The 21,808-nt window shown below is 66.6% G+C and carries 19 protein-coding genes and 3 pseudogenes; 10 read left to right on the top strand and 12 right to left on the bottom strand.

Annotated elements, in window-relative coordinates; all coding sequences use genetic code 11:
* A partial coding sequence (locus GC106_RS16140; RefSeq protein ID WP_246365768.1) for an amidase family protein occupies nucleotides 1-397 on the bottom strand: 397 nt, incomplete at its 3' end.
* A gap of 128 nt (nucleotides 398-525) precedes the next feature.
* Between GC106_RS16140 and GC106_RS16135 the strand changes: the two genes are divergently transcribed.
* From GC106_RS16135 to GC106_RS16120, 4 genes are all read left to right on the top strand, one after another.
* Nucleotides 526-1,149 (top strand): DUF4241 domain-containing protein, encoded by a 624-nt coding sequence (locus GC106_RS16135; protein WP_173130604.1) that lies wholly within the window; start codon nucleotides 526-528, stop codon nucleotides 1,147-1,149.
* A gap of 489 nt (nucleotides 1,150-1,638) precedes the next feature.
* Complete coding sequence (locus tag GC106_RS16130; protein ID WP_173130601.1) at nucleotides 1,639-1,950, top strand: type VII secretion target; 312 nt, start codon at nucleotides 1,639-1,641, stop codon at nucleotides 1,948-1,950.
* 13 nt (nucleotides 1,951-1,963) lie between these two features.
* The gene (locus tag GC106_RS16125; protein WP_312872678.1) at nucleotides 1,964-6,871 is read left to right on the top strand and encodes a DUF6531 domain-containing protein; all 4,908 of its coding nucleotides are present in this window, start codon (nucleotides 1,964-1,966) and stop codon (nucleotides 6,869-6,871) included.
* 32 nt (nucleotides 6,872-6,903) lie between these two features.
* The gene (locus GC106_RS16120; RefSeq protein WP_173130598.1) at nucleotides 6,904-7,476 is read left to right on the top strand and encodes a YbaB/EbfC family nucleoid-associated protein; all 573 of its coding nucleotides are present in this window, start codon (nucleotides 6,904-6,906) and stop codon (nucleotides 7,474-7,476) included.
* A 418-nt stretch (nucleotides 7,477-7,894) separates the two neighbouring features.
* Here the strand turns inward: GC106_RS16120 and GC106_RS49985 are convergent, their stop codons facing one another.
* Nucleotides 7,895-8,326, bottom strand: coding sequence for a PucR family transcriptional regulator (locus GC106_RS49985; protein ID WP_173130596.1), 432 nt, complete (start codon nucleotides 8,324-8,326; stop codon nucleotides 7,895-7,897).
* Nucleotides 8,327-8,554: 228 nt separating this feature from the next.
* On the bottom strand, nucleotides 8,555-9,028 hold the full coding sequence (locus GC106_RS16110; protein WP_281368512.1) for an NUDIX hydrolase: 474 nt from the start codon (nucleotides 9,026-9,028) through the stop codon (nucleotides 8,555-8,557).
* Between the two features lie 245 nt (nucleotides 9,029-9,273).
* Between GC106_RS16110 and GC106_RS16105 the strand changes: the two genes are divergently transcribed.
* On the top strand, nucleotides 9,274-9,963 hold the full coding sequence (locus GC106_RS16105) for an asparaginase (protein ID WP_312872677.1): 690 nt from the start codon (nucleotides 9,274-9,276) through the stop codon (nucleotides 9,961-9,963).
* A 23-nt stretch (nucleotides 9,964-9,986) separates the two neighbouring features.
* Here GC106_RS16105 and GC106_RS16100 read toward each other — a convergent pair whose 3' ends face one another.
* On the bottom strand, nucleotides 9,987-10,931 hold the full coding sequence (locus tag GC106_RS16100; protein ID WP_173130591.1) for an NAD-dependent epimerase/dehydratase family protein: 945 nt from the start codon (nucleotides 10,929-10,931) through the stop codon (nucleotides 9,987-9,989).
* A gap of 70 nt (nucleotides 10,932-11,001) precedes the next feature.
* Here GC106_RS16100 and GC106_RS16095 point away from each other — a divergent pair, with 70 nt between their 5' ends.
* A complete protein-coding gene (locus GC106_RS16095; protein ID WP_217280552.1) occupies nucleotides 11,002-11,439 on the top strand; it encodes a MarR family winged helix-turn-helix transcriptional regulator in 438 nt (145 codons plus the stop codon).
* 129 nt (nucleotides 11,440-11,568) lie between these two features.
* On the opposite strand, the gene GC106_RS16090 is transcribed toward GC106_RS16095, so the two are convergent.
* Nucleotides 11,569-12,474: a LysR family transcriptional regulator gene (locus tag GC106_RS16090; protein WP_173130585.1), complete on the bottom strand. Its 906-nt coding sequence runs from the start codon at nucleotides 12,472-12,474 to the stop codon at nucleotides 11,569-11,571.
* Between the two features lie 118 nt (nucleotides 12,475-12,592).
* Here GC106_RS16090 and GC106_RS16085 point away from each other — a divergent pair, with 118 nt between their 5' ends.
* Entirely contained in the window at nucleotides 12,593-13,144 is a 552-nt protein-coding gene (locus tag GC106_RS16085; RefSeq protein ID WP_217280550.1) for a dihydrofolate reductase family protein, read from the top strand.
* Nucleotides 13,141-13,497, top strand: a complete 357-nt coding sequence (locus tag GC106_RS16080; protein ID WP_173130579.1) for a DUF1801 domain-containing protein — start codon at nucleotides 13,141-13,143, stop codon at nucleotides 13,495-13,497. Before GC106_RS16085 ends, GC106_RS16080 begins: the two co-directional genes overlap by 4 nt.
* Before the next feature lie 121 nt (nucleotides 13,498-13,618).
* On the opposite strand, the pseudogene GC106_RS16075 reads toward GC106_RS16080, so the two are convergent.
* Both GC106_RS16075 and GC106_RS16070 read right to left on the bottom strand, forming a co-directional pair.
* Nucleotides 13,619-13,948 (bottom strand): annotated as a pseudogene (locus GC106_RS16075) (C40 family peptidase); the annotation flags it as partial.
* A gap of 50 nt (nucleotides 13,949-13,998) precedes the next feature.
* Nucleotides 13,999-14,937, bottom strand: a complete 939-nt coding sequence (locus tag GC106_RS16070) for a C40 family peptidase (RefSeq protein WP_173130576.1) — start codon at nucleotides 14,935-14,937, stop codon at nucleotides 13,999-14,001.
* Nucleotides 14,938-15,264: 327 nt separating this feature from the next.
* Between GC106_RS16070 and GC106_RS16065 the strand changes: the two genes are divergently transcribed.
* Nucleotides 15,265-16,398 (top strand): MFS transporter, encoded by a 1,134-nt coding sequence (locus GC106_RS16065; protein ID WP_217280590.1) that lies wholly within the window; start codon nucleotides 15,265-15,267, stop codon nucleotides 16,396-16,398.
* 63 nt (nucleotides 16,399-16,461) lie between these two features.
* Here the strand turns inward: GC106_RS16065 and GC106_RS16060 are convergent.
* Nucleotides 16,462-17,354 (bottom strand): annotated as a pseudogene (locus GC106_RS16060) (type IV secretory system conjugative DNA transfer family protein); the annotation flags it as partial.
* A 55-nt stretch (nucleotides 17,355-17,409) separates the two neighbouring features.
* Between GC106_RS16060 and GC106_RS16055 the strand changes: the two are divergent.
* Nucleotides 17,410-17,562 carry a hypothetical protein gene (locus tag GC106_RS16055; protein WP_217280549.1) on the top strand — a complete coding sequence of 51 codons (153 nt, stop codon included), beginning with the start codon at nucleotides 17,410-17,412 and terminating at the stop codon, nucleotides 17,560-17,562.
* Between the two features lie 102 nt (nucleotides 17,563-17,664).
* Here GC106_RS16055 and GC106_RS16050 read toward each other — a convergent pair whose 3' ends face one another.
* The 4 genes and pseudogenes from GC106_RS16050 to GC106_RS16035 form a co-directional block, all read right to left on the bottom strand.
* Entirely contained in the window at nucleotides 17,665-19,221 is a 1,557-nt protein-coding gene (locus tag GC106_RS16050) for a hypothetical protein (RefSeq protein WP_173130570.1), read from the bottom strand.
* Nucleotides 19,222-19,323: 102 nt separating this feature from the next.
* Nucleotides 19,324-20,133 (bottom strand): annotated as a pseudogene (locus GC106_RS16045) (5'-methylthioadenosine/S-adenosylhomocysteine nucleosidase family protein); the annotation flags it as partial.
* A gap of 299 nt (nucleotides 20,134-20,432) precedes the next feature.
* A complete protein-coding gene (locus GC106_RS47790; RefSeq protein ID WP_312872676.1) occupies nucleotides 20,433-20,810 on the bottom strand; it encodes a TetR/AcrR family transcriptional regulator C-terminal ligand-binding domain-containing protein in 378 nt (125 codons plus the stop codon).
* A gap of 205 nt (nucleotides 20,811-21,015) precedes the next feature.
* Nucleotides 21,016-21,726 carry a response regulator transcription factor gene (locus GC106_RS16035; RefSeq protein WP_173130565.1) on the bottom strand — a complete coding sequence of 237 codons (711 nt, stop codon included), beginning with the start codon at nucleotides 21,724-21,726 and terminating at the stop codon, nucleotides 21,016-21,018.
* Between the last annotated feature and the right edge of the window lie 82 nt (nucleotides 21,727-21,808).

Raw genomic sequence — 21,808 nt, 5'->3', positions numbered from 1 at the left:
ACCGGCCGACGAGGAGGTTGTCGGTCTCGGTCCAGTACGACATCTCCGGCAAGTTGGTCTTCGCCAACGGGATGCCGCCCGCGGCCCGCAGCCGTGCCACGGCGGTGGCGTCGGCCTCCGGCACATGATCGGCGAACAACGACGATCCCCGGGTGGTCCGCACACCCCCGGTGTCGAACGAGTCCTTGATCGTGAACGGCACGCCACCCAGCGGCCCGGTACGCGGGCGAGCGGCAGCGGCGAGAGCCTGCTCACCCAGCACGGTGACGAACGCGTTGACCCGCTCGCCCAGCGCGTCGATGCGATCCAGATGCGCCTGCACGACCTCGACCGCGGTAACCTCGCCGACGGCTATCAGGCGCGCCAGCTCTGTCGCGTCGAGCCAGACCAAATCCATGGTGACCATCATCGATGATCGTCATGATGTGAGTCAGCACCCAACCCCATTGAGAAGCACATGCGTCACGTCACGGACGCCGCACCGACCGGGACTGTCCGCTGTGGTGGAGATGGTTGGATAATCCCATGGCATTGACACCGCCGGATTTCGACCGGCTACTCGTCCCTGGCACCAGGGTCGACACCGTGTCCGGATCGGGGACCGTCGCCGAACCGCTGCGTACCGAACTGTCGCTGCCCTCGGGCGAGGTGGTCGCCTCGGAATGGCGCTGGGAGCCGATCGGGTTCACCGAAACCGCACCGCCCGGACGCTACCCAGTGCTGCTCCACCCGCTGGTGCTGGACGGCGCCGAGACGCGGGCTCCGATTCCACTGGCGGTGCGGCTGGTCATCAGCGACCAGCCGGTGGCGTCCTGGACCATGGCGCTGCTGCCCGGCCAGGACCCCACCGAGTTGAGCGAAGAGGGCTTCTACGGTTTTCCGGTGGACGGCGGCGAGGGCAGCTTGATCGACGCGCAGTACCTCCGCGAGCTGCACGAGACCGGCACGTACGGCGAATTTGTCGACACCGCCAAAACCGACCTCGGCTTCGGTGAGCTGCTGGAGCCATCCGAGGACGAGGACGGTCGCCAGACGGTGGGGTTCACCATCGGCTGCGATGGCGTCTATCCGACCTGGATCGGCCACACCGCGGACGGTGATCTCGCCTGTTACGTGATCGATCTGCTGGAGTTCGACAAGCGGACCTGAGCATCCCGGCCCAGTCGCGACTCAGCACCGCGCCGGCTCCGAATCCCCCAGAATCCGGTGCGGTTGGCCGGTCACCGGCCTCGGCCCCATGGGCTACATCCATCAGGCGCGCCTCCAGCACGCCCATCAGGAACTTCTGACCGCTGACCCGGCCACGCGGTGTCACCGTCACCGAGATCGCTGCCCGCTCGACTTCTTCCACCCCTGCCGCTTCGCCCACTGTTACGGCACTACGACGGCCCCGCGCGATACCGGCCCCTGCAACTTTTCACAGTTCTGCTGTCGACCGCGGCCGCCACGCCGTTACCGCTGTCGGTTCCGTTGGGGCGGAGCGACAAGCTGCACGCCGATTGGTCCGGTGTTGGTGAAGCGGGCAAGAATCACTGGCGATTCGTGCACATCCGGCCATGTGTCGCTGACCCGTGCGCGTCCCACCTGCTAGCTTCCTAGCCTTCCCAGTGGCTTGCCCCATGATTGGAGTGTGCGCGCGTGACATCCGGTTTCGCCGTAGAACCCGATGATCTGGCTGCACACGGGAGTCATCTCGACGGCCTGACGGACAGACTGCAGACAGCCTCCGCGGCAGCGAACACCGCGATGTCGCCGGACGCGTACGGCCTCATCTGCGCCTTCCTGCCGCCGATCGTCAACCCCACGGGCGAACAGGCGAAGGACACGATCACCGCCGCCGTCGAAGGCATCCAGCAGATCGCGGGCAACGTCCGCGTCGCAGCCGAGGCGTACCGGAACGACGACCAGGCGCAGAAGGCTTCGTTCGACAGTTCGTTCAACCAGGCCTGAAGGAGCTCGCGTAGTGACGAACCCCCTGGTCGCTCCGGTCCAGGACTCGACTCAGTGGTACACCGGCATGTCGTTGCTGGAGTCCGGGCACGAACTGAAGTCCGCCATCGAGAGCGGCGAGTGGGCTTCGGTCGCGCTGGGCACAGTCGGCACCGCGCTGGATGCGCTGTCGGTGGCGCTCGACCCGTTCGGAGCGATCCTCGCCAACGGTGTCGGCTGGCTGATGGAGCATGTCGGACCGCTCAAGGAGGCCCTCGACGGCCTCACCGGCAATGCCGACGAAGTCAAGGCCCAGGCGCAGACCTGGAAGAACGTCGCCACCGAGCTCGGCGCCATCGGCCAGGACCTCGCCAAGATGACCGAGGCGGACACCGCGTCGTGGACCGGTGCGTCCGCTGACGCGTACCGCAAGCGAGTCGACGACACGGTCGCGCTGCTGAATTCGGCACAGCAGGGCTGCGAGGGCGCGTCCAGCGGTGTCCAGACCGCCGGTGAGGTCGTCGCGGCGGTCCGTGCGCTGGTCCGGGACATCATCGCCGAGCTGGTCGGGCACATGATCAGCTGGGCGCTGCAGGTGCTGTTCACCCTCGGCATCGGGCTGACGTGGGTGGTGCCACAGGTGGTCAACGCGGTGGCCAAGACCGCCGCGAACATCGCCCAGTTCACCAACCGGCTGATCAAGGCCATCAAGAACCTGATCCCGTTGCTGAAGCGGGCCGGGGACCTGTTCTCCGACGCGGCCAAGGCGTTCCGGAACATCAAGCCGGGCAAGGTCGACCCGATCAAGAAGAACGGCGACATCGGCCCGCCGCCGAAGGACACCAGCGTGCCCAAGGGCGGCAACGGCGACACCACACCTTCAGGAAGCGGGAACGGCAGTACGACACCGTCGGGTTCGCCTGACGGTGGCGGAACTCCCAAGGGTGGCCCGGATCCCTCCCCCACCCCCAAGGGCGGTCCGGACTCGACGCCTTCCCCCACCCCTGGCGGCGGATCGACCACGCCTTCCGGCAGCGGTCCTTCCGGCAGCGGCAAGACACCCGACCCGTCGCCGAACCCCAACAAGCCCGACAATGCGCGGGACACCGGCGTCGGTCCGGACAACCGCGTGTGCAAGTCCGACCCGATCGACGTCGCGTCCGGCGAGATGATCCTGATCCAGGACGACGTAAGCTTCCCCGGTGCGCTTGAGCTCGTGCTGCAGCGCACGCATGTCTCGTCCTACCGTGCGGGCAGGCTGTTCGGCCCGTCGTGGGCGTCCAGTGTGGACCAGCGGCTGGAGCTGGACAAGGAGCACGCCTGCTACTTCTCGCCGGACGGTATGATCCTGGTCTACCCGCTGCCGTCGCCCGGTGGCCGGCCGCAGGAGCCGTTGGAAGGCCCGCGCTGGCCGCTGAGCATCGACGCTTCCGGCGCGTATGTCATCAACGATCCAGCGCGGCGGCGGACCCTGACATTCGCGGCCAAGCCGGCCGCGGATGGCACGCACCCGCTGACCGCCATCGAAGGCGGCGGTGACAGTGTCATCCGGATCGAGCACAACGCCGACGGCGTTCCGGTGTCCTGGCTGCACTCCGACGGTTACCGGGTCGACCTGGGCATCGAGGACCGCAGGCTGCGCCGTCTGTCCGTTGTGGACGCCTCGGGCGGAATGACGGTCCAGGTGGCGGCGTTCGGCTACGACCACCTCGGCCGGCTGACCGCCGTGGTCAACTCGTCCGGCAAGCCGATGGTGTTCGACTACGACGACTCCGGCCGGGTGCTGGGCTGGCAGGACCGCAACGGCGCCTGGTACCGGTACGTCTACGACGACCAGGGCAGGTGCGTCCGCACAGTCGGCGACAAGGGCTACCTCGATGGCACCTTCGAGTACAAGCCAGGTGTCACCCGGTACACGGACTCCCTCGGCCACACCACGACGTTCGAACTGAACGACCTGCGTCAGGTGGTGCGGGAGACCGATCCGCTCGGGAATGTCACGGAATTCGTGCACGACCGCTACGACAAGCTGTTGTCCCGCACGGATCCGTTGGGCCGTACCACTTCCTTCACCTACGACGCCTTCGGCAGGCTCAGCGGCGTCGTCCGGCCCGACGGCTCCGTCGTGTCGGTCAACTCCGATCCGGCCCAGCCGTTGATCATCGAGGTCGCCGAAGGCGAACGCACCTGGTCGCGTGAGTACACCGGGCAGCCGGGCGCGGGTGTTCCGGACCTGACCAGCGAACAGATCGGCGTCGCGACCGGGTTGCCCGCCGGAGATGCCGACGGAGAGCCGGAATCCGGCGAGGACGAGAGCGAGTACCGGGACTTGTTCGGCCGTCCCCGGGCGCGGACCGACGTGTTCGGCGGCCAGGTCCGGTTCGAGTGGACCGTGGAAGGCCTTCGGGCAGCGCGGATCGGCCGAACCGGCGCGCGTGAGCAGTGGCGTTATGACGCCGAGGGCAACGAGATCGAGCACAAGACGGTCACCGGCGGGACCGAACTCGCCGAGTACGGCCCATTCGGCTTGTGTACCGCCACAATCGACGCCAACGGTGCCCGCACAACCTACAGCTACGACACCGAACTCAAGCTGACGTCGGTCACCAACCCGGCCGGCCTGACCTGGCACTACCGTTATGACCCGGCCGGGCGACTGGTCGAGGAACGCGACTTCGACGGCAGGGTGCTCCGGTTCTTCTACGACGCGGCCGGTCAACTCGTCCGCTCGGTCAACGGGCTCGGCGAGGCGATCGACTACACCCGCGACCTGCTGGGCAACATCGTCAGGCGGCATACGCCGGCCGGCATCACCGAGTACACCTACGACCCAGTCGGCAGGCTCGTCCGCGCGGCGAACGCCGACGCCGCGCTGGAGTTCGACCGTGACGAGTCCGGACGCGTGCTCAGGGAGACGACGAACGGCAACAGCGTGGTGTTCTCCTACGACAGTGCGGGCAACGTCGTCTCCCGGCGCACGTCGTCCGGTGTGGACAGTCACTGGCGGGTGGACGGCGACGGGATCCCTTCGACACTGACGTTCGCCGGGCACGAAATGCGCTTCGACCACGACCGAGCCGGCCGGGAACTGCGCCGGACGATCGACGACTCCCTCGAACTCACCCAGTCGTTCGACGCGGAACTCCTTACCGGGCAAACGCTCGCCAGTCCGTCCGGCCCGTTGCAGCAGCGACGACTCGACTACCGGCCCGACGGTTCGCTGAACGCGGTGACCGACGCGCTGTCAGGCGTGACGCGGTACGGCTACGACCCGGCCGGTCGTGTCGTCGAAGTGGCCGCGGCCGACCATCACGAGAGCTACCGGTACGACCCCGCCGGCCACCTCGTCGAGTCCACAGTGGCCGGTCAGTGGCCGCCCGAGGCCGAGAACGGCACGCGCACCTACGTCGCGAACACGCTGTCCTCGGCCGGAGTCGTGGGCTACACGTACGACTCGCAGGGCCGTCTGATCAGGCGCACGCTCGTCGACCCGGCGGCCGGTGCGCAGACTTGGCTGTACAGCTGGGATCCGCTCGATCGGATGACCGGCGTGACAACGCCGGACGGTTCCCGCTGGCGATACCTCTACGACCCGCTCGGACGCCGGATCGCCAAGCTGCGGCTCAGGCCCGACGGCACGGTGGCGGAACGCGTCGACTTCGGCTGGGCCAACACCCAGCTCATCGAACAGGTGTACACCGACGCGCAGGGAATCCGGCACGTGCTGACGTGGGAACGGCACCCCGCCGACGATCGTCCGATCGCCCAGGCCGAGCTCATCGGCGGTGCGCGCCGGGTCAACATGGTCGTGACCGACCAGCTCGGCTCGCCCACTGAACTGGCCGCCGCGACGACCGGGCTGACGTGGCGGCGCCGGGCGACCTTGTGGGGCAAGGTGACGACACCCGGCGGTATCCCGCTGCGGTTCCCCGGCCAGTACGCCGATCCCGAGACCGGCTTGCACTACAACGTGTACCGGTACTACGACCCCGCGACCGGCCGGTATCTCAGTCAGGACCCGTTGGGACTGCGTCCCGCGCCGGATCCCGCCGCGTACGTGCCCAACCCGTTGCTGCAGACCGACCCGCTCGGCCTGATGTACAAGGCCCCTTGTGGCGCGGGCGGTTCCGGCAACCGGCCGCCCAAACGCCCTGGCGGCGACCACGACGGGGGCCAGCTTGGGCAGCCTGCCAAGAAACCCAGGCGGTCGGACGTCGACCCGAAGTCCGGGCGTACCCAGCAGCAGGGTGGCGGTAAGGAGGGCGGCGGGACCTACGGCAAGGGGAACTCGACCAGCAACGCCGCGGGCAACTCGCCCAAGCCGGGGCACCTGACCGACGTCGAGGACCTGAACCAGGCTGCGATCACCACCAACAAGCAGGACCCCGTGACCGGGGAATGGTACGGCGAGAACAAGCTTTCCCAGGAGCTGGCCGACCACCTCAGCGACAACAACATGGCCCCGGACACCAAGTGGATCAAGGGGCACCTGGAGAACGACAACCTCGGCGGGAAGGGCACGTCGGACAACCTGACGCCGCTGACCGACAAGGCGAACAAGGCGCACCACGGCGGCGTGGAGAAGGCCGTGAAGGACTTCGTCGACCGGGTCAACGGCGAGGCGTGGCAGAAGTCGGGCCTGCCGGACAACGTCAAGATCGAGTACAACGTCAAGGTCAGCGACGACGTCAAGTTCCCGAACTCGCCCAACCCGTTCGAGCGGTCCATCCGGGACTACATCGAGATCAACGCGGAGTACAAGAACGTCACGCCGGAAGTGGTGGACAAGCTGAAGGCCAATGGCATGATGCCGTTGGCCGACCTTCCGCCGAAGGGCACCCGGATGGACACGATCACCGGCGAGTTCCTGGCGCCGGACGGCAAGGGTGGCTTCGTACCGTGGAAGAAGGACCCCAAGGGACAGCAGTTCTCGTTCGCCTGATGTTCTTGCCTTGAGCCAGAGAAGGATGTGACATGACGAGCCCGAACGGACTCGGCCACCTGATGCGCAGCCCGGAAGAGGCGATGGCCGGGGTCAACGCCTGGGCGCAGGGCCTCGCCGAGAAGGCTCAGCGCTACCAGGCCACGCAGCAACGCACCGAGGAGCTGCGGCTGACCTCGTCCAACAGCGACGGTTCGGTCAAGGTCACCGTACGCGCCGACGGCAGCATCACCAGGCTGCAGTTGGCCGGCTCGGCCCGCACGATGCCGCTCGAGGAGCTGTCCGACCAGATCCTCACCACCATGCGGCGTGCCCAGTCGCAGATCGCCGATCGCGTCTCGGACATCATGGACGAGGAGATCGGCGAGCAGGACCCGCAGACCCGCACGCTCATGGTCGACAACCTGCGCAGCCGCTTCCCCGACCCGGATGCCGACGACGAGGAAGACGACGAGGAAGACGACGAGGAAGACGACGACGAACCGGCCGGGTCCGAACCGGATTCCCCGCAGGGCAACGCTCCCCAGGCCAATGCTCCGCAGGGGCGGCCTCCGCGGCGCAAGGACACGGAGACCGACGACGACGAGGAAAACCTCCCCTGGTAGGACTCGCGGTCAGCCGCGCAGGGCGCACTCACGGCGTCGGCGATGAAGTTGCGGGCGAACGGCACGAACAGCACCACCAGCGGCAGCACGGCTAGCAGCGCACCGGACATGATCGTCCTGTAGTCCAGGCCGTAGGACCGGTTGAGCCGGGACGGTGCGTCCCTCAAGTCGTCGGCTGGCGCACCGCGAGGCGTCATGAGCGCAGGTAGGCCCGCCGAGCGTATGTTCGAGCCAGTCGGTCACGCCGGGCGTGGCGGGCCTGGGTGATGTCGGCGGTGCTACCCCGGCAGCTTGCCCCGCCGAACAGCGCCCGTCAGCGCTGGGCGACGACCGCATGCCCAACGAGCACAGCCGACCACACCCGGTGCTGGCGCGTCCCAAGTGAATCGCTGTGCCGGATTTCGCGGATCGTGGCCGGTCAGTGCTTGATCCGGTCGAGACGATAGGTGACGGCCCGAACGCTGAGAAACAACCGCCGGGCGACAGCGGCCGCGTTGTCGGCCTCCGCGAAGTAGGCCGAGAGCGTCTCCAGGAGTGGTCGCGCGCCACCACGAGTGTTGTCGAGTGGGCCGAGGACGGTGTTGACGAGGTCGATGATCGCTGACCGGTCGCGGAACAGCACCTGGAAGACCAAAAGTTCGGTCGCTTTGAGGACACGGGCGTCCAGACCAAGGGAGTCAGCGAGTTCCAACGTGCTGCGGGCCTCCTCATAGGATCGGAGGATCCCGCCGGGGCCAGGATGCGCCCGTCCCACAGCGACCTGCCATCTCCGCTCGGGCGAGAGGACAACCTCAAGGTGGCGGGCGAATTCGGTGGCCGCGTCGACCAACACTCCGGGCGCGACGCACAACAGCTAGCCTTGCTTGGTGGTGACCAGCACCTCGGTGGCATCGAAGTTCCTCAGCAGCAGGGCTTCGACGCGACGGGTCGCGGCGTCGCCGTCGGTGAACCCTGAAACGAACTCCGGGTGGGTGGAGGTGCCATGAGGGCATCTGGATCCCGAGGTTCACAGTACACAGGGACAGACTCGGTTCGGCCACCACTCATGTGCTTGCCCTGTCTGGGAAGCCTGCTGGGGCTAGCTGAGCCCAGCCTCCGCCAGAGCACGGTGCGAGATGCGGGTGGCGACCGGGTCAGGATCTCTCACGTGATCGGTTGCCTCGGCTGCCGCGACCAGACGACGGTGCCGGATCTCGTACATCGGTTTCCAGGGCGCGACTTCGACATCGGCTCGCCAGTAGGACCGGACGAGGACAAGGCCGTACTGCCATCCGTTGACGCATTCACTGCGGGCAAAGCCCAGCAGTTGCGCGCCCGTCACAGTCGCGCACGCCTCCTCGAGCATCTCCCGGTGAAGTGTTTCCTCTGGGCTTTCGTGGCCCTCCGGCCGGCCGGCCGGAAAGCCCCAGTGCTTGCCGTCGTGGCTGATCAAGACGAGTTGGTGGTCGCTGGTCAAACAGACGCCAGCTGCTCCGTGTGGTGTGCCCTCAAGAGGAGTTCGCGGTGGATGCCATGACACGATCCAGTCCTGGCCGCTCGAGCGCGACTGCATGCGCCGCCCATTCTGGGCCGCGAGGATTCTTGACATGGCGATCTCCTTGTCACAGCAAACCGGAGCCGGACGGGGACCCCGAGAGGGATGGCGCGGTCGTCGACGTGCAACCGGCCGCCGCGCACATCGGTGAGATGCAGGGCTCGCAGCTGCCGGATGCGGCAGACAATAGGCTGCTGTGATCGCCTTCCTCGACAGCCGACAGGACGCCTGTGCCCGACCTCTCCGCAACGCCTGGACGCCGTGTGACGGTGTTCGGCCTCGGTGGCACCATCGCCATGACTGCCAGCGAAGGCGGTGGCGTCGTACCAGCGCTGTCGGCTGACCAACTCGTCGCCGCCGTCCCCGGCCTGGCCGACTCCGGCATCACCGTCGAAGTCCAGGACTTCCGCCGGGTTCCCGGCGCATCCCTCACCTTCGACGACCTCGAGGAGTTGATCGAGGCGATCCGCCGATGTCTCGCAGATGGCGTGGACGGCGTCGTCGTCACCCAGGGCACGGACACGATCGAGGAAACGGCATACCTGCTTGACCTATCCCTCGGTCGATCAGAGCCCGTCGTCGTGACGGGCGCGATGCGCAACCCGACACTGGCCGGCGCGGATGGCCCCGCCAACCTGCTCGCCGCCGTGCAAGTGGCCGCGAGCATCCCGGCCCGTGACCTTGGCGTGTTGGTGGTGTTCGCCGACGAAATCCACGCCGCCAGCCGAGTACGCAAGACACACTCGACGAGCGGATTCACCTTTCAGTCCCCCACCGGCGGCCCGCTCGGATACGTCGTCGAAGGAAGGCCCCGGATCGTAAACCGGCCTGAAGCACGCATCACGCTCCCCGCCGCGGGCAGGTGGAGAACGGTCGAGGTCGGACTGGTGAGGGTCCTTGCCGGAGGACGATGGGAATCGTCCTCCGGCAAGGCAACGATCGGATCTGCGTGACGGCAGCCGAGGGCGGCTGGGGGTTATCGCTGGTTTCCCGCGCGCAGCCAGGCAATGTAGTCCGCGGCAGCCGCGGCGGTGTCGTACTGGGGCTCGAACCCGGTGTCCTCGCGCAGGCGTGTGATGTCGAGCCAGCGCACCGGGCGGTCTGCGGCCGAGGGGAGCTCGCACTGGAAGTCGGGCTCGACGGAGTTGATCGCGGTGACGACGTCGGCGTTGCTCGTGGCGCGACCAGAGGCGACGTTGTACGTGGAGTGGTTCAGCTTCCCGGCGAGCTGCAGCAGCGCGAGCGCGCGACCGGTGTCCTTGACGTAGAGCAGATCGAGAGCGTCTTCGGCGTGCGGCGGTGCGATGAGTCCGGACAGGTCGGGTTCGCTGCGCCGGGCTGCGGCATGAGCCAGGGAGGGGGCGGCGAAGAACGGGTCGGGCAGGTGGCCGCCGGGCCCCCAGGTGCCGGAGATGCGTGCGTTGACGATGTCCACGCCGGTCACGTCCGAGAGATGGCCGGCAAGAAGTTCGGTGACCTTCTTGAACGTCGGGATGGCGTGGAAGTGCCCCAGGGGGATCGGTACGTCCTCGGTCAGCGCGCCTTCGGAGGCGAAGCCGTAGACGCCGATGGTGCTCGCGTTCACGACACGGCGCACACCCCAGGTCTGCGCGGCGCGGACGATGTTGAGGAACGCGTCCAGTGCGCCCCTTGTGGCCTCGATCGGGTCGGTGTCGGTCACCGGCCACGGCAGAGCGACGGCGAGGTGCACGATCCCGGTGATCGGGTACTGCCGGCCCACGGCGAGCAGGGCGTCGAGGTCGGCGACGTCGGCCTGGACGACGTGGACGGGCAGGCCGGCCATGTGCGAGGGGACCTGCGGGGTACGGCGCTGGAGCAGGACGCACTCCTCGCCGGCCTCGGTGAGGGCGCGGACGGTGTGGGAGCCGATGAAGCCGAGCCCTCCGGTGACGAGGATCATGATCGCACCTTTCGCAGCAAGTCTGATCGTCAGTACTACTGACGATCAGACTAAGCGTAAGATAGGCGCCGTGTCCACCGAGCCGAGCACCACCGCTGACCCGCACGAGGTCCTGGGGTACCTCCTCAAGCACGCGACCCTCAAGCTCACGGCGTTGACGGACGCAGCACTCGAACAGCTGGGGATCGACAGCAAGGACTTCGGGGCACTGCGGGTCCTGGCCCACCAGGAACCGGCGTCGCAGCTGCAGGTGGCGCAGACGCTCGGCATCGACCGCACCACGATGGTGGCGTTGCTGGACGTGCTCGAGCGCAAGGGCATCGTCACGCGGCGACCAGACCCCACAGACCGGCGCAGGAACGTCGTCGAGCTCACCGAACAGGGGATGCAGACCTACGAGGCGGCGCGGGTGGCGTACGGGAAGGCAGAGAGCGCGTTCCTGGCCGCGATCAGTCCGAATGCGACGGATCAGCTTCGCCAGACGCTGCGCACCCTCCTGGAGAACTGACCCGGGCCACCGATGCCCCCTGCCCATCGGCATGCATCGATCGGCCCAGCAGGACCACCCGGTGTGGGACGTTGCCGCGAGCCCAATCCGTCAACAGGAGCCAGGTCGTCCTTCCCACCCACAAATCCGTCACGCTGACTTGGTCGAAGCGGGTGATGCGGTGATCTCAGTGGCGCAGGTGACGAATGCGCGTACTGGGCCGGTTTCGTTTGTGTCGAGCCATACCGGTGCCCATTGCAGGGGTGGGGCGTCGGGCATCGGGATGTAGGTGATGTCCGGTCGGGGGTAGAAGCGCGTCACGTGCTCGCCGACGGGGAACACGCCTTGCCCGGCGGCGACGAGGGTGAGGATCTCGGGGAAGGTGTTGGCTTTCGGGCCGTGCCGCACAGGTCGTCCGCTCGGGGTGGTGTCGGGGATGCGGTAGCGCCTGGTCTCTTCCGGGAGTGTGTCGGGCATCTGGACGACCGGGTGGTCGGCGAGCACCTCCCTGGTCACCTTGGTCCGGTTGGCGAGGCGGTGTCGGCGTGGGACGGCCAGGAACTGCGGTTCGGACAACAGCACCGGTCCCACCCGTACTCCGCGCACCGGAAGTCCGGTGATCAGCACGTCCACTGCTCCGCTGTAGACGCGTTCGCAGGCGTCGTGTACCTGGGCCTCGTGGATGTGCACCTCGCAGTCGGGGTACCGGCTGCCGAACAGTGCCACCGCCTTGAGCAGGAGTTGACCGGCCGCGGCCCCGACGAACGCGACTCGCAGCGTCCCGCTGACACCCCGGCCGGCCTCAATGGCAGTCCGTACCGCCGCGTCCATGCCCTTGACGTGGGGCCGGAGGTCCTCGACGAGGCGGGCGCCGATCGAGGTGAGCGCGACGGCCCTGCTGGTGCGGGCGAACAGCGGCGCACCGATGCGTCGTTCCAGGCTTTTCACGGTGCGGCTCACCTGGCTGGTGGTGAGCCGCAGTCGTTCGGCGGTGCGGCCGAAGTGCAGCTCCTCAGCGAGGGCGAGCAACACCTCTGTCTCGGTGCGTTCCAGCACGTCGGCTCCCATCGTTGACTGGGACGCAACGATCGTAGCCGTAAGTGTTCTTGATGGTGGGCTCGCGCTGACGGAACGTAGTCGCTGTCACTGATCACCAACGATGAAGGAGAGCGACGTGACGAACCGCAGGATCGTGGCCGGGCTGTTCATCTCCGCCGACGGCGTGGTCGGCGCGCCGGAGCAGTGGACCTTCCAGCACATGACAGAGGAGGCCGGCGCCGTGATCACCGGATTGATCGCCGAGGCCGACACGCTGCTGCTTGGCCGAGCCACGTACGAGGAGTTCGCCGCGCACTGGGCAAGTCAGACCGGGCCGATGGCCGACGCGTTCAACGGGATGCGCAAGCTCGTGGCATCCACCACCCTCACCGCGGCCGACTGGAACAACAGCGAGATCCTCACCGGCGACCTGGCGGCGCGGCTGACCGAGCTGAAGAACACTCCGGGCCGGAACATCAACATCTCCGGCAGCATCTGCGTGGTCCGCACCCTGCTGGCAGCCGGGCTGCTCGACGACCTGCACCTCATGGTGTTCCCGATCGTTCTCGGCACCGGCACCCGGCTGTTCCCCGATGAGGGCAAGCGCGTCGACCTAGCCCTGGCCGGTACGCGGACCTTCGACACCGGCGTCGTCCACCTGCACTACCAGACCGGGGCCACCCGATGAGCAACCAGATCACCGCCTACATCAACACGCTCGACACACCGCTGCGGGAAACTGCCCAGGCACTTCGCGCCACCATCGACGACGCGCTGCCCGGCGCACACAGCGCCATGTGGCACGGGCATCCGGTGTGGGGGCTCGGGGACAGAGCCGGCCAGACACCCGTGGCGCTGATCAAGGCGTACAAGTCCTACGTCACCTTCGGACTGTGGCGCGGGCAGGAGATCACCGACCCCTCCGGCCGTCTCCAACCTGGCGCACGCCAGATGGCCAGCGTCAAACTCGCCGACATCGAAGACATCGACACACACATGTTCACCACTTGGCTCACACAAGCCAGGGCACTCGAACAATAGAAGCAACGAAGTCGGGTCCACCGGGTGATCCGGTGGACCCGACTTCACTCCTTCCGCAGCACTTGATCAAATGATCATGTTGTAGTCGTCTGCGCGCGAAAATGGTCAAGTGTGCGCGGAACTACACGCGAACCGCAACGGAACCAGCGGGACTTGTAGCGCCTGCGTAATCGTCTCCTTTGTACCGATAGTTGTTGATCCGCACCGGTTGGCCAAACGTCGGCGCGTTGATCATGCGTCCGCCACCGATGTAGAGGCCGACATGGTGGATCTTGATGGGCGTGCCGTAGAAGACGTGGTCGCCCGGCAACAGCGGCTGTCCGGCCGGGACGCGGGGTCCGGCGTTGAACTGGGTCTGGGCGGTGCGTGGCAAGGTAACCCCGGCGGCTTCATAGGCAGCCTTGGTCAAGCCCGAGCAGTCGAAGCCCGCATGCCCACCATCGGGTCCATTGACTGGCGGAGGGTACTTATTTCAGGGGTGCTCTATTCCTCCGCGCGGTCTCATGCTGCCGGTCCTTGTGACGGTCTTGTTGCGGCGAGGTAGCGGCCAATGGGGTCGATGCGGATGACGGCGCCGGTGTAGGGGGCGTTGATCATGTGGGTGCTGGAGATGGCGATGCCGACGTGTGTGATCTTGCCGGGGCGGCTGCTGAAGAACACCAGGTCGCCGGGTAGCAGTGGTGTTCCGCGCGGGAGCAGTGGTCCGGCGTTGTGTTGGGTTTGTGCGGTGCGCGGGATGGTGACGCCCGCCGCGTGGTAGGCAGCGTGGGTGAGGCCACTGCAGTCGAATCCGCCTTCGGAGTCGCCATCGCCGCCCCAGACGTAGGGTTTGCCGAGTTGAGCTTGAGCAAAAGCCACGGCGGCCAGGGCTGCTTGGCGGGCCGGGCTGTCGTCGGGCGGGGCGCCGCGGTAGAGGGTGGCTTGGGTGGGCACCTTGTCGACGTACCAGTCGGCGTGGTTGTAGGCGAAGATCGCGGCGCGCAGGCCGTGGCCGGCGTTGTTGTCGCAGAGGTAGAAACTGGCTGCGAAGATCGCATCGTGTTTGTCCCAGGGGGATGGTGGGCTCTTCCCGCCGGGTGGGATCGTGTGCCGAGTGATCACACTATCGAATGTGGACTGGAGAAATTGCATCGGCCCACGGGCACCCGCGTAGTTCGATGTGCCGTCCACGACGCCGACCGAAGTGCTCCGGCCGTGGTTGCTTTCAATCTTGCCGATGGCGGCGAGGATGGACCAGTCAAGTCCGAGGCATTCGGTGGCGGCTTGCTGGTAGAGGGTGAGGTAGTCGGCGGGTATGTCGGCTATCGCGGTCTGGCTCGGGGTGCTGGTGCCGCGGCCGAAGACAGCGCTGATTACGCTGCCGGCAGCGGCGGCGAGCAGCACGGGTAGCAGCAGTACCGCGGCTGCCGCGCCGACGGCGATCTTGGTGGATGTGGACATGCGGGATCACTTCCTGGGTATCGGAGACGGTTGTGTGGCAGAGCGCAGGGTGTTCCACCCCGATGCTGTCCATAATGGATTGAAATGTGCCGGCTGATGTTCACCGGATGGATCGCCGACCGGGATGGTTACTGAGGTTGTTTGCTTGCGGTTACGGCAGTTGCGGTGCGAGGGCAGGCGGTGGTGTGACGGTCCCGGGGTGACGGTGATGTCTATATTCCGCCAGCGTTGGGGGTTGCTGTTTGCCTACGATCGGTCCCCGTGAATGTTGATCCTGCCGCCAAGACCCCGATCGCCGCACAACTGCGTGGTTCCGTCGTGTGGTTCATGTCGCTTGCGGCCGCGCTGGGCACGTCCACGATCTACCCGCTGCAGCCTGCGATCGCGGCCGTCGCGGACTCGTTGGGCTCCTCGATCACCGCTGTCGGAGTCGCGCTTGCGTGCGGCCCAGCTGGATACATGGTCGGACTCGGCCTTCTTGTTCCCCTGGTCGACCGTTTCTCCCCGGGTCGGGTGCTCGCGGTTCAGTTCGGGGTCCTGGCCATTGCGTTGGCGTTGAGTGCCGCTGTGGGCGGTGTGTTGGTGTTGGGGCCGGTGGTCGGCGTGATCGGAGCCTGTTCGGCAGTGGGCGCGGGCCTCAGTTCAGTAGCGGGTCGGCTCGCGACTGAGCGTCGCCGCGCGGCGATCCTGGGAATCGTGACCGCTGGGATCTCAGCCGGGATCCTTGCCGGCAGGATCGTTGGCGGTTGGCTTGCTGACGAGATTGGCTGGCGTGGCACGGTTCTCGTGTTCGCCACTGCCTGTGCGCTCGTTGCATTGTGGTCGCTGTTGGTGCTCCCAGCCACGCGGGGCGGCACCGAGCACGGCTACCTTGCCACCCTGTGCTCAATTCCCGGATTGTTCGTTCGGTATGCCTCACTACGGCTTGCGGCAACCCGCGGTGCCTTGTGGTTCTTCGCGTTCTGCGTTGTGTGGGCCGGGCTCGCAGTAGCCCTCTCGCAGCCCCCATATTCGTACTCAGCAGAGCGGATCGGCCTGTACGCACTAGCCGGTCTCTCGGGCATCCTGGCGACACAGGTCGCCGGTACCTGGACCGATCGAGTGGGCGCCCGGCGCGTCATCCTGGTGGGCTTGGTATTGGCGGGGACCGCCGCAGCTGTCGTCGGCTTCACGCTCGCGAACACCGTCGTAACCCTTGTTTGTCTGGCTGTTTTCGACGCGGGTCTCTTCGCCGCTCAGGTCGCGAACCAGAGCACCGTCCTGTCCATCGACCCCGCGGCACCGGCACGTTTCAACAGCGCGTACATGCTGGTGTACTTCGTGGGCGGAAGTCTCGGTAGCGCCTTCGGTGCTACAGCAGTCGAATGGTTCGGCTGGCCGACCACAGCCGCGATCACAACAGTGGTCATCGGGATAGCGGTCACGATCACCGTAATCGCACACCAGAACAGGACCCCGTGACACCGATGAACTATCGGGAAGCACCATGAGAACCGCAACTCTGGCGAATAGTCTCGTTCGTTGCTTGATCATACGCACCAGGCAAATGCCGCCGTCCAGCATCTCACTCATGTCCACTGTGGAGCGCCCGCTTGCGATGGCGTCACGCACGAAGGGCCGCAGCAGGAACGCGCGCAGCTTGTTCATCAAGGGCGAGATGACCTGGCTGCGGGAGGAGTCGGTGAGTTCCTCGTACCAGGACCAGAACCCGCGCAGCGCAGGGTCGGTGACCCCGGCCGTGACGCGTGACCGGAACGCGGGATCGGCCAGCAGCTTCGGCAGGTCCGCGAGAGTGGCGACGCCTTCCTGGGCGCGCAGGGTCGGCAGGCAGCGCGCATCACGTCGTCGGTGCGCGGACCCCAGAACGCCGAGTACACCCGCCGGAAAACCGAGACGAGGTTGTCGACAGTGAGGTCGGTTTCCCCGCCATCTAGGGGGTTGAGGCACGGTGGCCGGGTTTTCGAGTCGGCGTCGAAGATCACGACGCGGTCTCCTGCGGATTTCGGGAGCCGGGAGAGGACGTCGGTGACGAGGTCGCCTTTGGGGTCGATCAGCACGATCCCGCGCCCGGCTTCGGCGTCCGCCAGGATCATGTTGCCCACCAACGTGGACTTGCCTGAGCCGGTCGCGCCGATGACGTGCAGGTGGTGCCGCGCGTCCGGGACGCGCAACGCCACTGGGCGTTCGTGTCCGGTGTCGGTGACGCCGATCGGCTTGGCCTGCGGCCCCGGTGTGGCGATGCCCGGCGGCGGGGCGATAGCGCGGGCTCCGGCGCGTTGGACGCCGGGGATCGCCTCGTCGGTGGGCAGGTGCGCCACGGCCGCCAGTTCGCCCACCGACAGCAAGTCGCCTTTCCCGAGGCGCCGCTCGGCCAACACCATGCCGGGGTGGCGGACGCGGTGGCGGGTGTAGTGGTTGCAAAGGAAATCTCATGCTCGTCGGCGAGTCCGTGTCGAGCACACCATCGCCCACATGAAGAACTGGCGCAGCCTGACCCGGCACCTCGGCCGCCGCGACACCCTCGACGACACCGTCCGCGCCGTCGCCGGACTGCTCTCCGACCACCAACACACCCAACCGACCCGGCAACCCGTCGCCGCACTGCCAGCCGGAACAACCATGTAACGCCCGCCGCTCCCACGGCCCGCCACGCCTCAACGCCAACCATGCACGAGGTCGTTAGGCTGGACGCCCGCCGAGTACACGTGAGACTGCCTCTGACGCCAGTCACGACGGGGACAGTTTCACGGCCGCGGCGGCCTCCTCACTGGTTGCGACTGCGGCTTTGATGCCGGGGACGATCTCGGCCACCTTCGGTTGCCCCGAAGTTGGCGGGTCGTCGGTGGGAGGCTCGTTCTTGAGCTCCTCACGCATCTTCTTGAGCGCTTGTTCGAGGCTTTGCTGCAAAGTCAGCTTTTCGTCGTGCGCGCCGGGCTGCGCAGCGAAAGCACCCGCTCGGATCCACAGTGCGGTTTTCTGCTTGAGCAGCGTGACCTGGAAGATGACGTCGTTTCGCGTGGTCCCGTTGTCCTGGACCGGCCTTATCCTGATCGTGGAGAGGTCAATGGAGATGGACGGTGCGTCCAGCCCGGATCCGCCCAGGCCCAACTGCTTCTGATCGAGGCCGAACGGAGGCTGCATGCCCGAACCGCCCGCCGCGGCGGCCGCACTGGCGATGACGGCGGTGCCGTAGCCGAGCTCGGCTTTGGCCTTGAACCATTCGTTCTGACTGGCCAGTGGCGGCTTGCGTCGTCCGTCCAGGAAGGCCCCGATGCCGCCGGCCGGATCGACCGACTGGCCCTTCACCTTGCGTTCGTACACTGGCAGGGCCATGCTGCCGTTGCCGATGGTGGTACCCGTTTCCAGTGAGGACGGCGAGACCACAGCATAGGACACGTTCTTGTGGCCGAACAGACCCGCGACCTGGCTGGAGTGGGCTGCGCCGATGTTCATGGCGATCGGCGCGCACTCGCCCATACGCGCTGTGGCGATGTCGGCCGTCGCCGCGGCCATCGTGGAACTGCGCTGCGTGGCTGTGTCGAAGAACTTACGAGCGGCTTGGAGGCCATCGCGGTACTCCGAGACGTCGGCGCCGACCTGCCGGGCCTTGTCTTCGAGTTCGGTGCCGAGCTTCTGCATCTCCTCGGTGGTCACCACGGGTGCCTTGCGCATGTAGAGCTCGTACCGCTCCTTGGTCCATGGATTCGAGTCGATGATGAACTTGATCACATCCTCATTCTTGCCCTGTTTGAGGAGCGCTTCCGCTTGCGTGGCCTGACTGTCCGTCATGGACATCACCGCGATGGCCACCATGTACGAGGTGTACGAGCGGGTGGCCGCGTCCGGCAGGTCGACCTGGTGCTCGTTCTCGTGCTCGATCGGATGCAACTGGAAGCCGGGTAGGGCCATCGCCGCGAACTCCGCGGCGCTCACCTCGCCTTCCCGCAGTAGCTGCAACGCCACATCGGCACGGAGTCGAGCGTCCGGTTTCGAGGTGAACCACGCGAGGTTCGGTCGAGGCTTCTCGATGATGCTCCCCTCCAGCGCCAGATTCCGCAGGTTGGCGGTGTGGTAGAGGCGGTTGAGCATCATGGCTATTTCCACCTGCCCGATGCGCGATGCGTGCTGCTCGTCGAAAACGGTCACGAAGGGACGGCCGTTCCCTCTCGCATCACCCAGTTTTCCAACCTCAGCGTAGGTGTCCGGCCCCAGCGAGTACGGTGTCTTGTCGCGTATGCACGCTGGCTCCGACTCCGGCTGAGGCTCGGGCGAATCCGAGAACATGCCACAACCGGTTGTGCTGGTGCCGAGAAGGACCGCCGCCGCCAGTACGACGGTCCTCGGCTTTCGCAGCCAATGTCGGCGTTTCATAAAGTCGATCCCCTTTCATTCCAGTGGTTCCTGCCACGCCTCGAGGGCTCGGCGAATGGCGAGCTCCTCGATCCGATAGCGTGGTTTCAGGGTTCTTAAGGCATCCCGTGCGAGAATGGTCCTCAAACGGCCCAGTGCCGCGATGATCCGACAGGTCACATCAGGGTCGAGGGTCGCCTCGAAACCTCGCACCAGCACGGACACCGCGTTCTCAAAACGACCGCTGCTCAAGGCATCCGTGGCTGCGATCTGCTGTTCCGCGCTCCCGTACAGCAGGTCTTCCTCCACCGCACGAGCGGCCTGCGATGAGGCGGCCCAGCGGTCGGGTATGAGTTCTGTCAACAGAGTCACGGCGAACGCCGCTGCGTTGCGCGCGGCGTGTTCCTGCCAGCCGTCCTGATCGGCCGCTTCCTTCTGGCCGTTGGCATAGTCGCTGATTCCCCGTAGGACAACCATGGGGAGCGACTTGTTCAGGTGGCTGGCGACCGCGGCCCCGGCTCCCTCCATCTCGATCGCCGCGGCATCGTTGTACTGCTCTTTGAGTATCCGCGCGAGCGGCGAATCGACCGAGTCCAACACGACCTCGCCGGAAGCGATCGCGCGTACGACTGCTTTCGCCTCAACTCGCCGCCGGTCGGGACGCGCGTTTCGCCACGCGTCGTCCTCGGCGACACGTTCGGCCCGCTGGAGGTGGCCATGATCGGGCTGCCATGAGATGGGACGTGGCCGAAATCCCGTGTCGTCCTCCTTGCCGCCGTGGATCGCGTAGATCTTCTTGGCCAGCACAACGTCGCCGAACTTGAGGTCGGGGTGCAACCGACCGGCCTCGCCGGCGGCGAATTAGGACGAACCGGTATCACCACATCGAGTGACCAACTAGTAGATCAACAGCGCGGCCCGTGATCATGTAGGGTCCCACCACGAATGACATGTCGATCTTGTCCGATCTGGCGTTTCTCGGTTGTCTCACGGCGATGCCACCGAGATCAGTCTCGATCGGACGTCATTTCCTGCTTGCCTTCAATGTTTCGCGATACTCGGCCAGCTGGTCGGCAAGCGGCTGGTAGCGGCTCTGAGCAGGTCCTCAGCTCGTGCGGTGGGCCCGCACGAGGCGCAGGAATATCTCATCGACGATCGAGTGGATGCGTTCGGCGTTGAGGGGTTTGAGGTATGAGCAAGTCGTGTCGTACGAGGTCGAATGGCAGGGCGAGCACCGCTGGCGGAATGCCTTCCAGGATGATCTCGCCGCGGGCCGCGGCCTGCCGGTAGATGGTTCGCGTCTGTGGGAGCAGCTGGTCGCCCATGGCCTGTTCGCGGATCTCCGCGGGCGACAGGCCGGTGGCGGTGAGCAGCCCCGAGAACGACGCGGCTGCCGCGATGGCGAAGAACCCGGCGAGGGAGTTGCTGAGCGCGGTCAAGTATTGGATCAGGTCGTCGCGGAGATCGGTTTGGTGGGTGGTGCTGTCCTTTGGGGCAAACGCATTCCGCCGCGCGACGATCACCGCAGCGCCCAGCGGCGTCAGCCGTCGCCTTGATCGCCTGGTGTGACGGCGTGGTCGTAGCGCACACGCGGGGTGACGAGATGGCTGTTTGCGGCGCGTGATCAGGACACAGACCCGCGGAAGCGACAACCGGCCTGGAGGATAGCCTCGTGCTCCTCGGTAACCCGCTGTCCGTGGAAGGCCGTCGCCGTCTCGTGCAGCGCTGTCAGACCCAGCGTCCTGGGTTGGTGCCTGGGTTGTTGAGTCGGTTGAGCGCTGCGCGGGTGAGTTCGGCTTTGTTGCCGACTTGGAGTTTCGCGCGGATGCGTTCCACGTACGTGTCGACGGTGGCTTTGCTGACACCCATTCGGGTTCCGATCTGGGCGTGGGTGAATCCTTTCGCGACCCACCGCAGTGTCTCCTCCTCGCGAGGCGACAACCGCGGTCCGGAGTCCGCGGCGGGGGTGGTCGCGGCCGGCAGATGCTTGATCAACTCGGCCTGGATGACGTCGGCGAGTTCCGCCGAGAGCAGGAAACCGCCCGCTGCCACGGTTTCGACTGTGGAGATGATCAGCTCGGCGCCGGAGTGCTTGGTGATGTACCCGCTCGCCCCGGCGCGGATGGCGCCAAGGACGTCCGCGGGCCGCCCGGAGGCGGACATGACCAGAACCCGGGTACTGGCGGCCAGTTCGGTGACCGCGGCCAGCGCTGGTTCGTCTGTGCCGAGGTACAGGTCGACGATGAGGACGTCCAGTGCCGTGTGCTCGGGCAAGGCCTCGGCGAGTTCCCGGACGGATCCCGCGGTGAGGACGACGTCGATGTGGCGAGTGCCGGTGAGTACGTGTTCGATGCCGTAGCGGGCGATCGGGTGGTCGTCGACGATGGCCACCCGGATCACGTCGTCCTCCTCCGGCCGCCGGTTGCCCTCTGTGGTCATTCTGGCGTTCTCCTTGGGCGGGTGTCGTCCTCCCGATGGACGCATCTGGGAGTTGGCTCCCCCTCCGGCATTGTGTGAGGCG

It is taken from the genome of Kibdelosporangium persicum (assembly GCF_013280595.1).
Taxonomy (GTDB): Bacteria; Actinomycetota; Actinomycetes; order Mycobacteriales; family Pseudonocardiaceae; genus Kibdelosporangium; species Kibdelosporangium persicum.
The sequence above is the reverse complement of the archived record's forward strand: the minus strand, read 5'-3'. Positions and strand labels throughout refer to the sequence as shown.

Coding starts and splice junctions, on each gene's coding strand:
- GC106_RS16135 (WP_173130604.1), top strand. CDS start 526: ATGGCATTGACACCGCCGGATTTCGACCGGCTACTCGTCCCTGGCACC.
- GC106_RS16120 (WP_173130598.1), top strand. CDS start 6,904: ATGACGAGCCCGAACGGACTCGGCCACCTGATGCGCAGCCCGGAAGAG.
- GC106_RS16110 (WP_281368512.1), bottom strand. CDS start 9,028: ATGCAGTCGCGCTCGAGCGGCCAGGACTGGATCGTGTCATGGCATCCA.
- GC106_RS16100 (WP_173130591.1), bottom strand. CDS start 10,931: ATGATCCTCGTCACCGGAGGGCTCGGCTTCATCGGCTCCCACACCGTC.
- GC106_RS16080 (WP_173130579.1), top strand. CDS start 13,141: ATGAGCAACCAGATCACCGCCTACATCAACACGCTCGACACACCGCTG.
- GC106_RS16070 (WP_173130576.1), bottom strand. CDS start 14,937: ATGTCCACATCCACCAAGATCGCCGTCGGCGCGGCAGCCGCGGTACTG.
- GC106_RS16065 (WP_217280590.1), top strand. CDS start 15,265: ATGTCGCTTGCGGCCGCGCTGGGCACGTCCACGATCTACCCGCTGCAG.
- GC106_RS16055 (WP_217280549.1), top strand. CDS start 17,410: ATGAAGAACTGGCGCAGCCTGACCCGGCACCTCGGCCGCCGCGACACC.
- GC106_RS16050 (WP_173130570.1), bottom strand. CDS start 19,221: ATGTTCTCGGATTCGCCCGAGCCTCAGCCGGAGTCGGAGCCAGCGTGC.
- GC106_RS16035 (WP_173130565.1), bottom strand. CDS start 21,726: ATGACCACAGAGGGCAACCGGCGGCCGGAGGAGGACGACGTGATCCGG.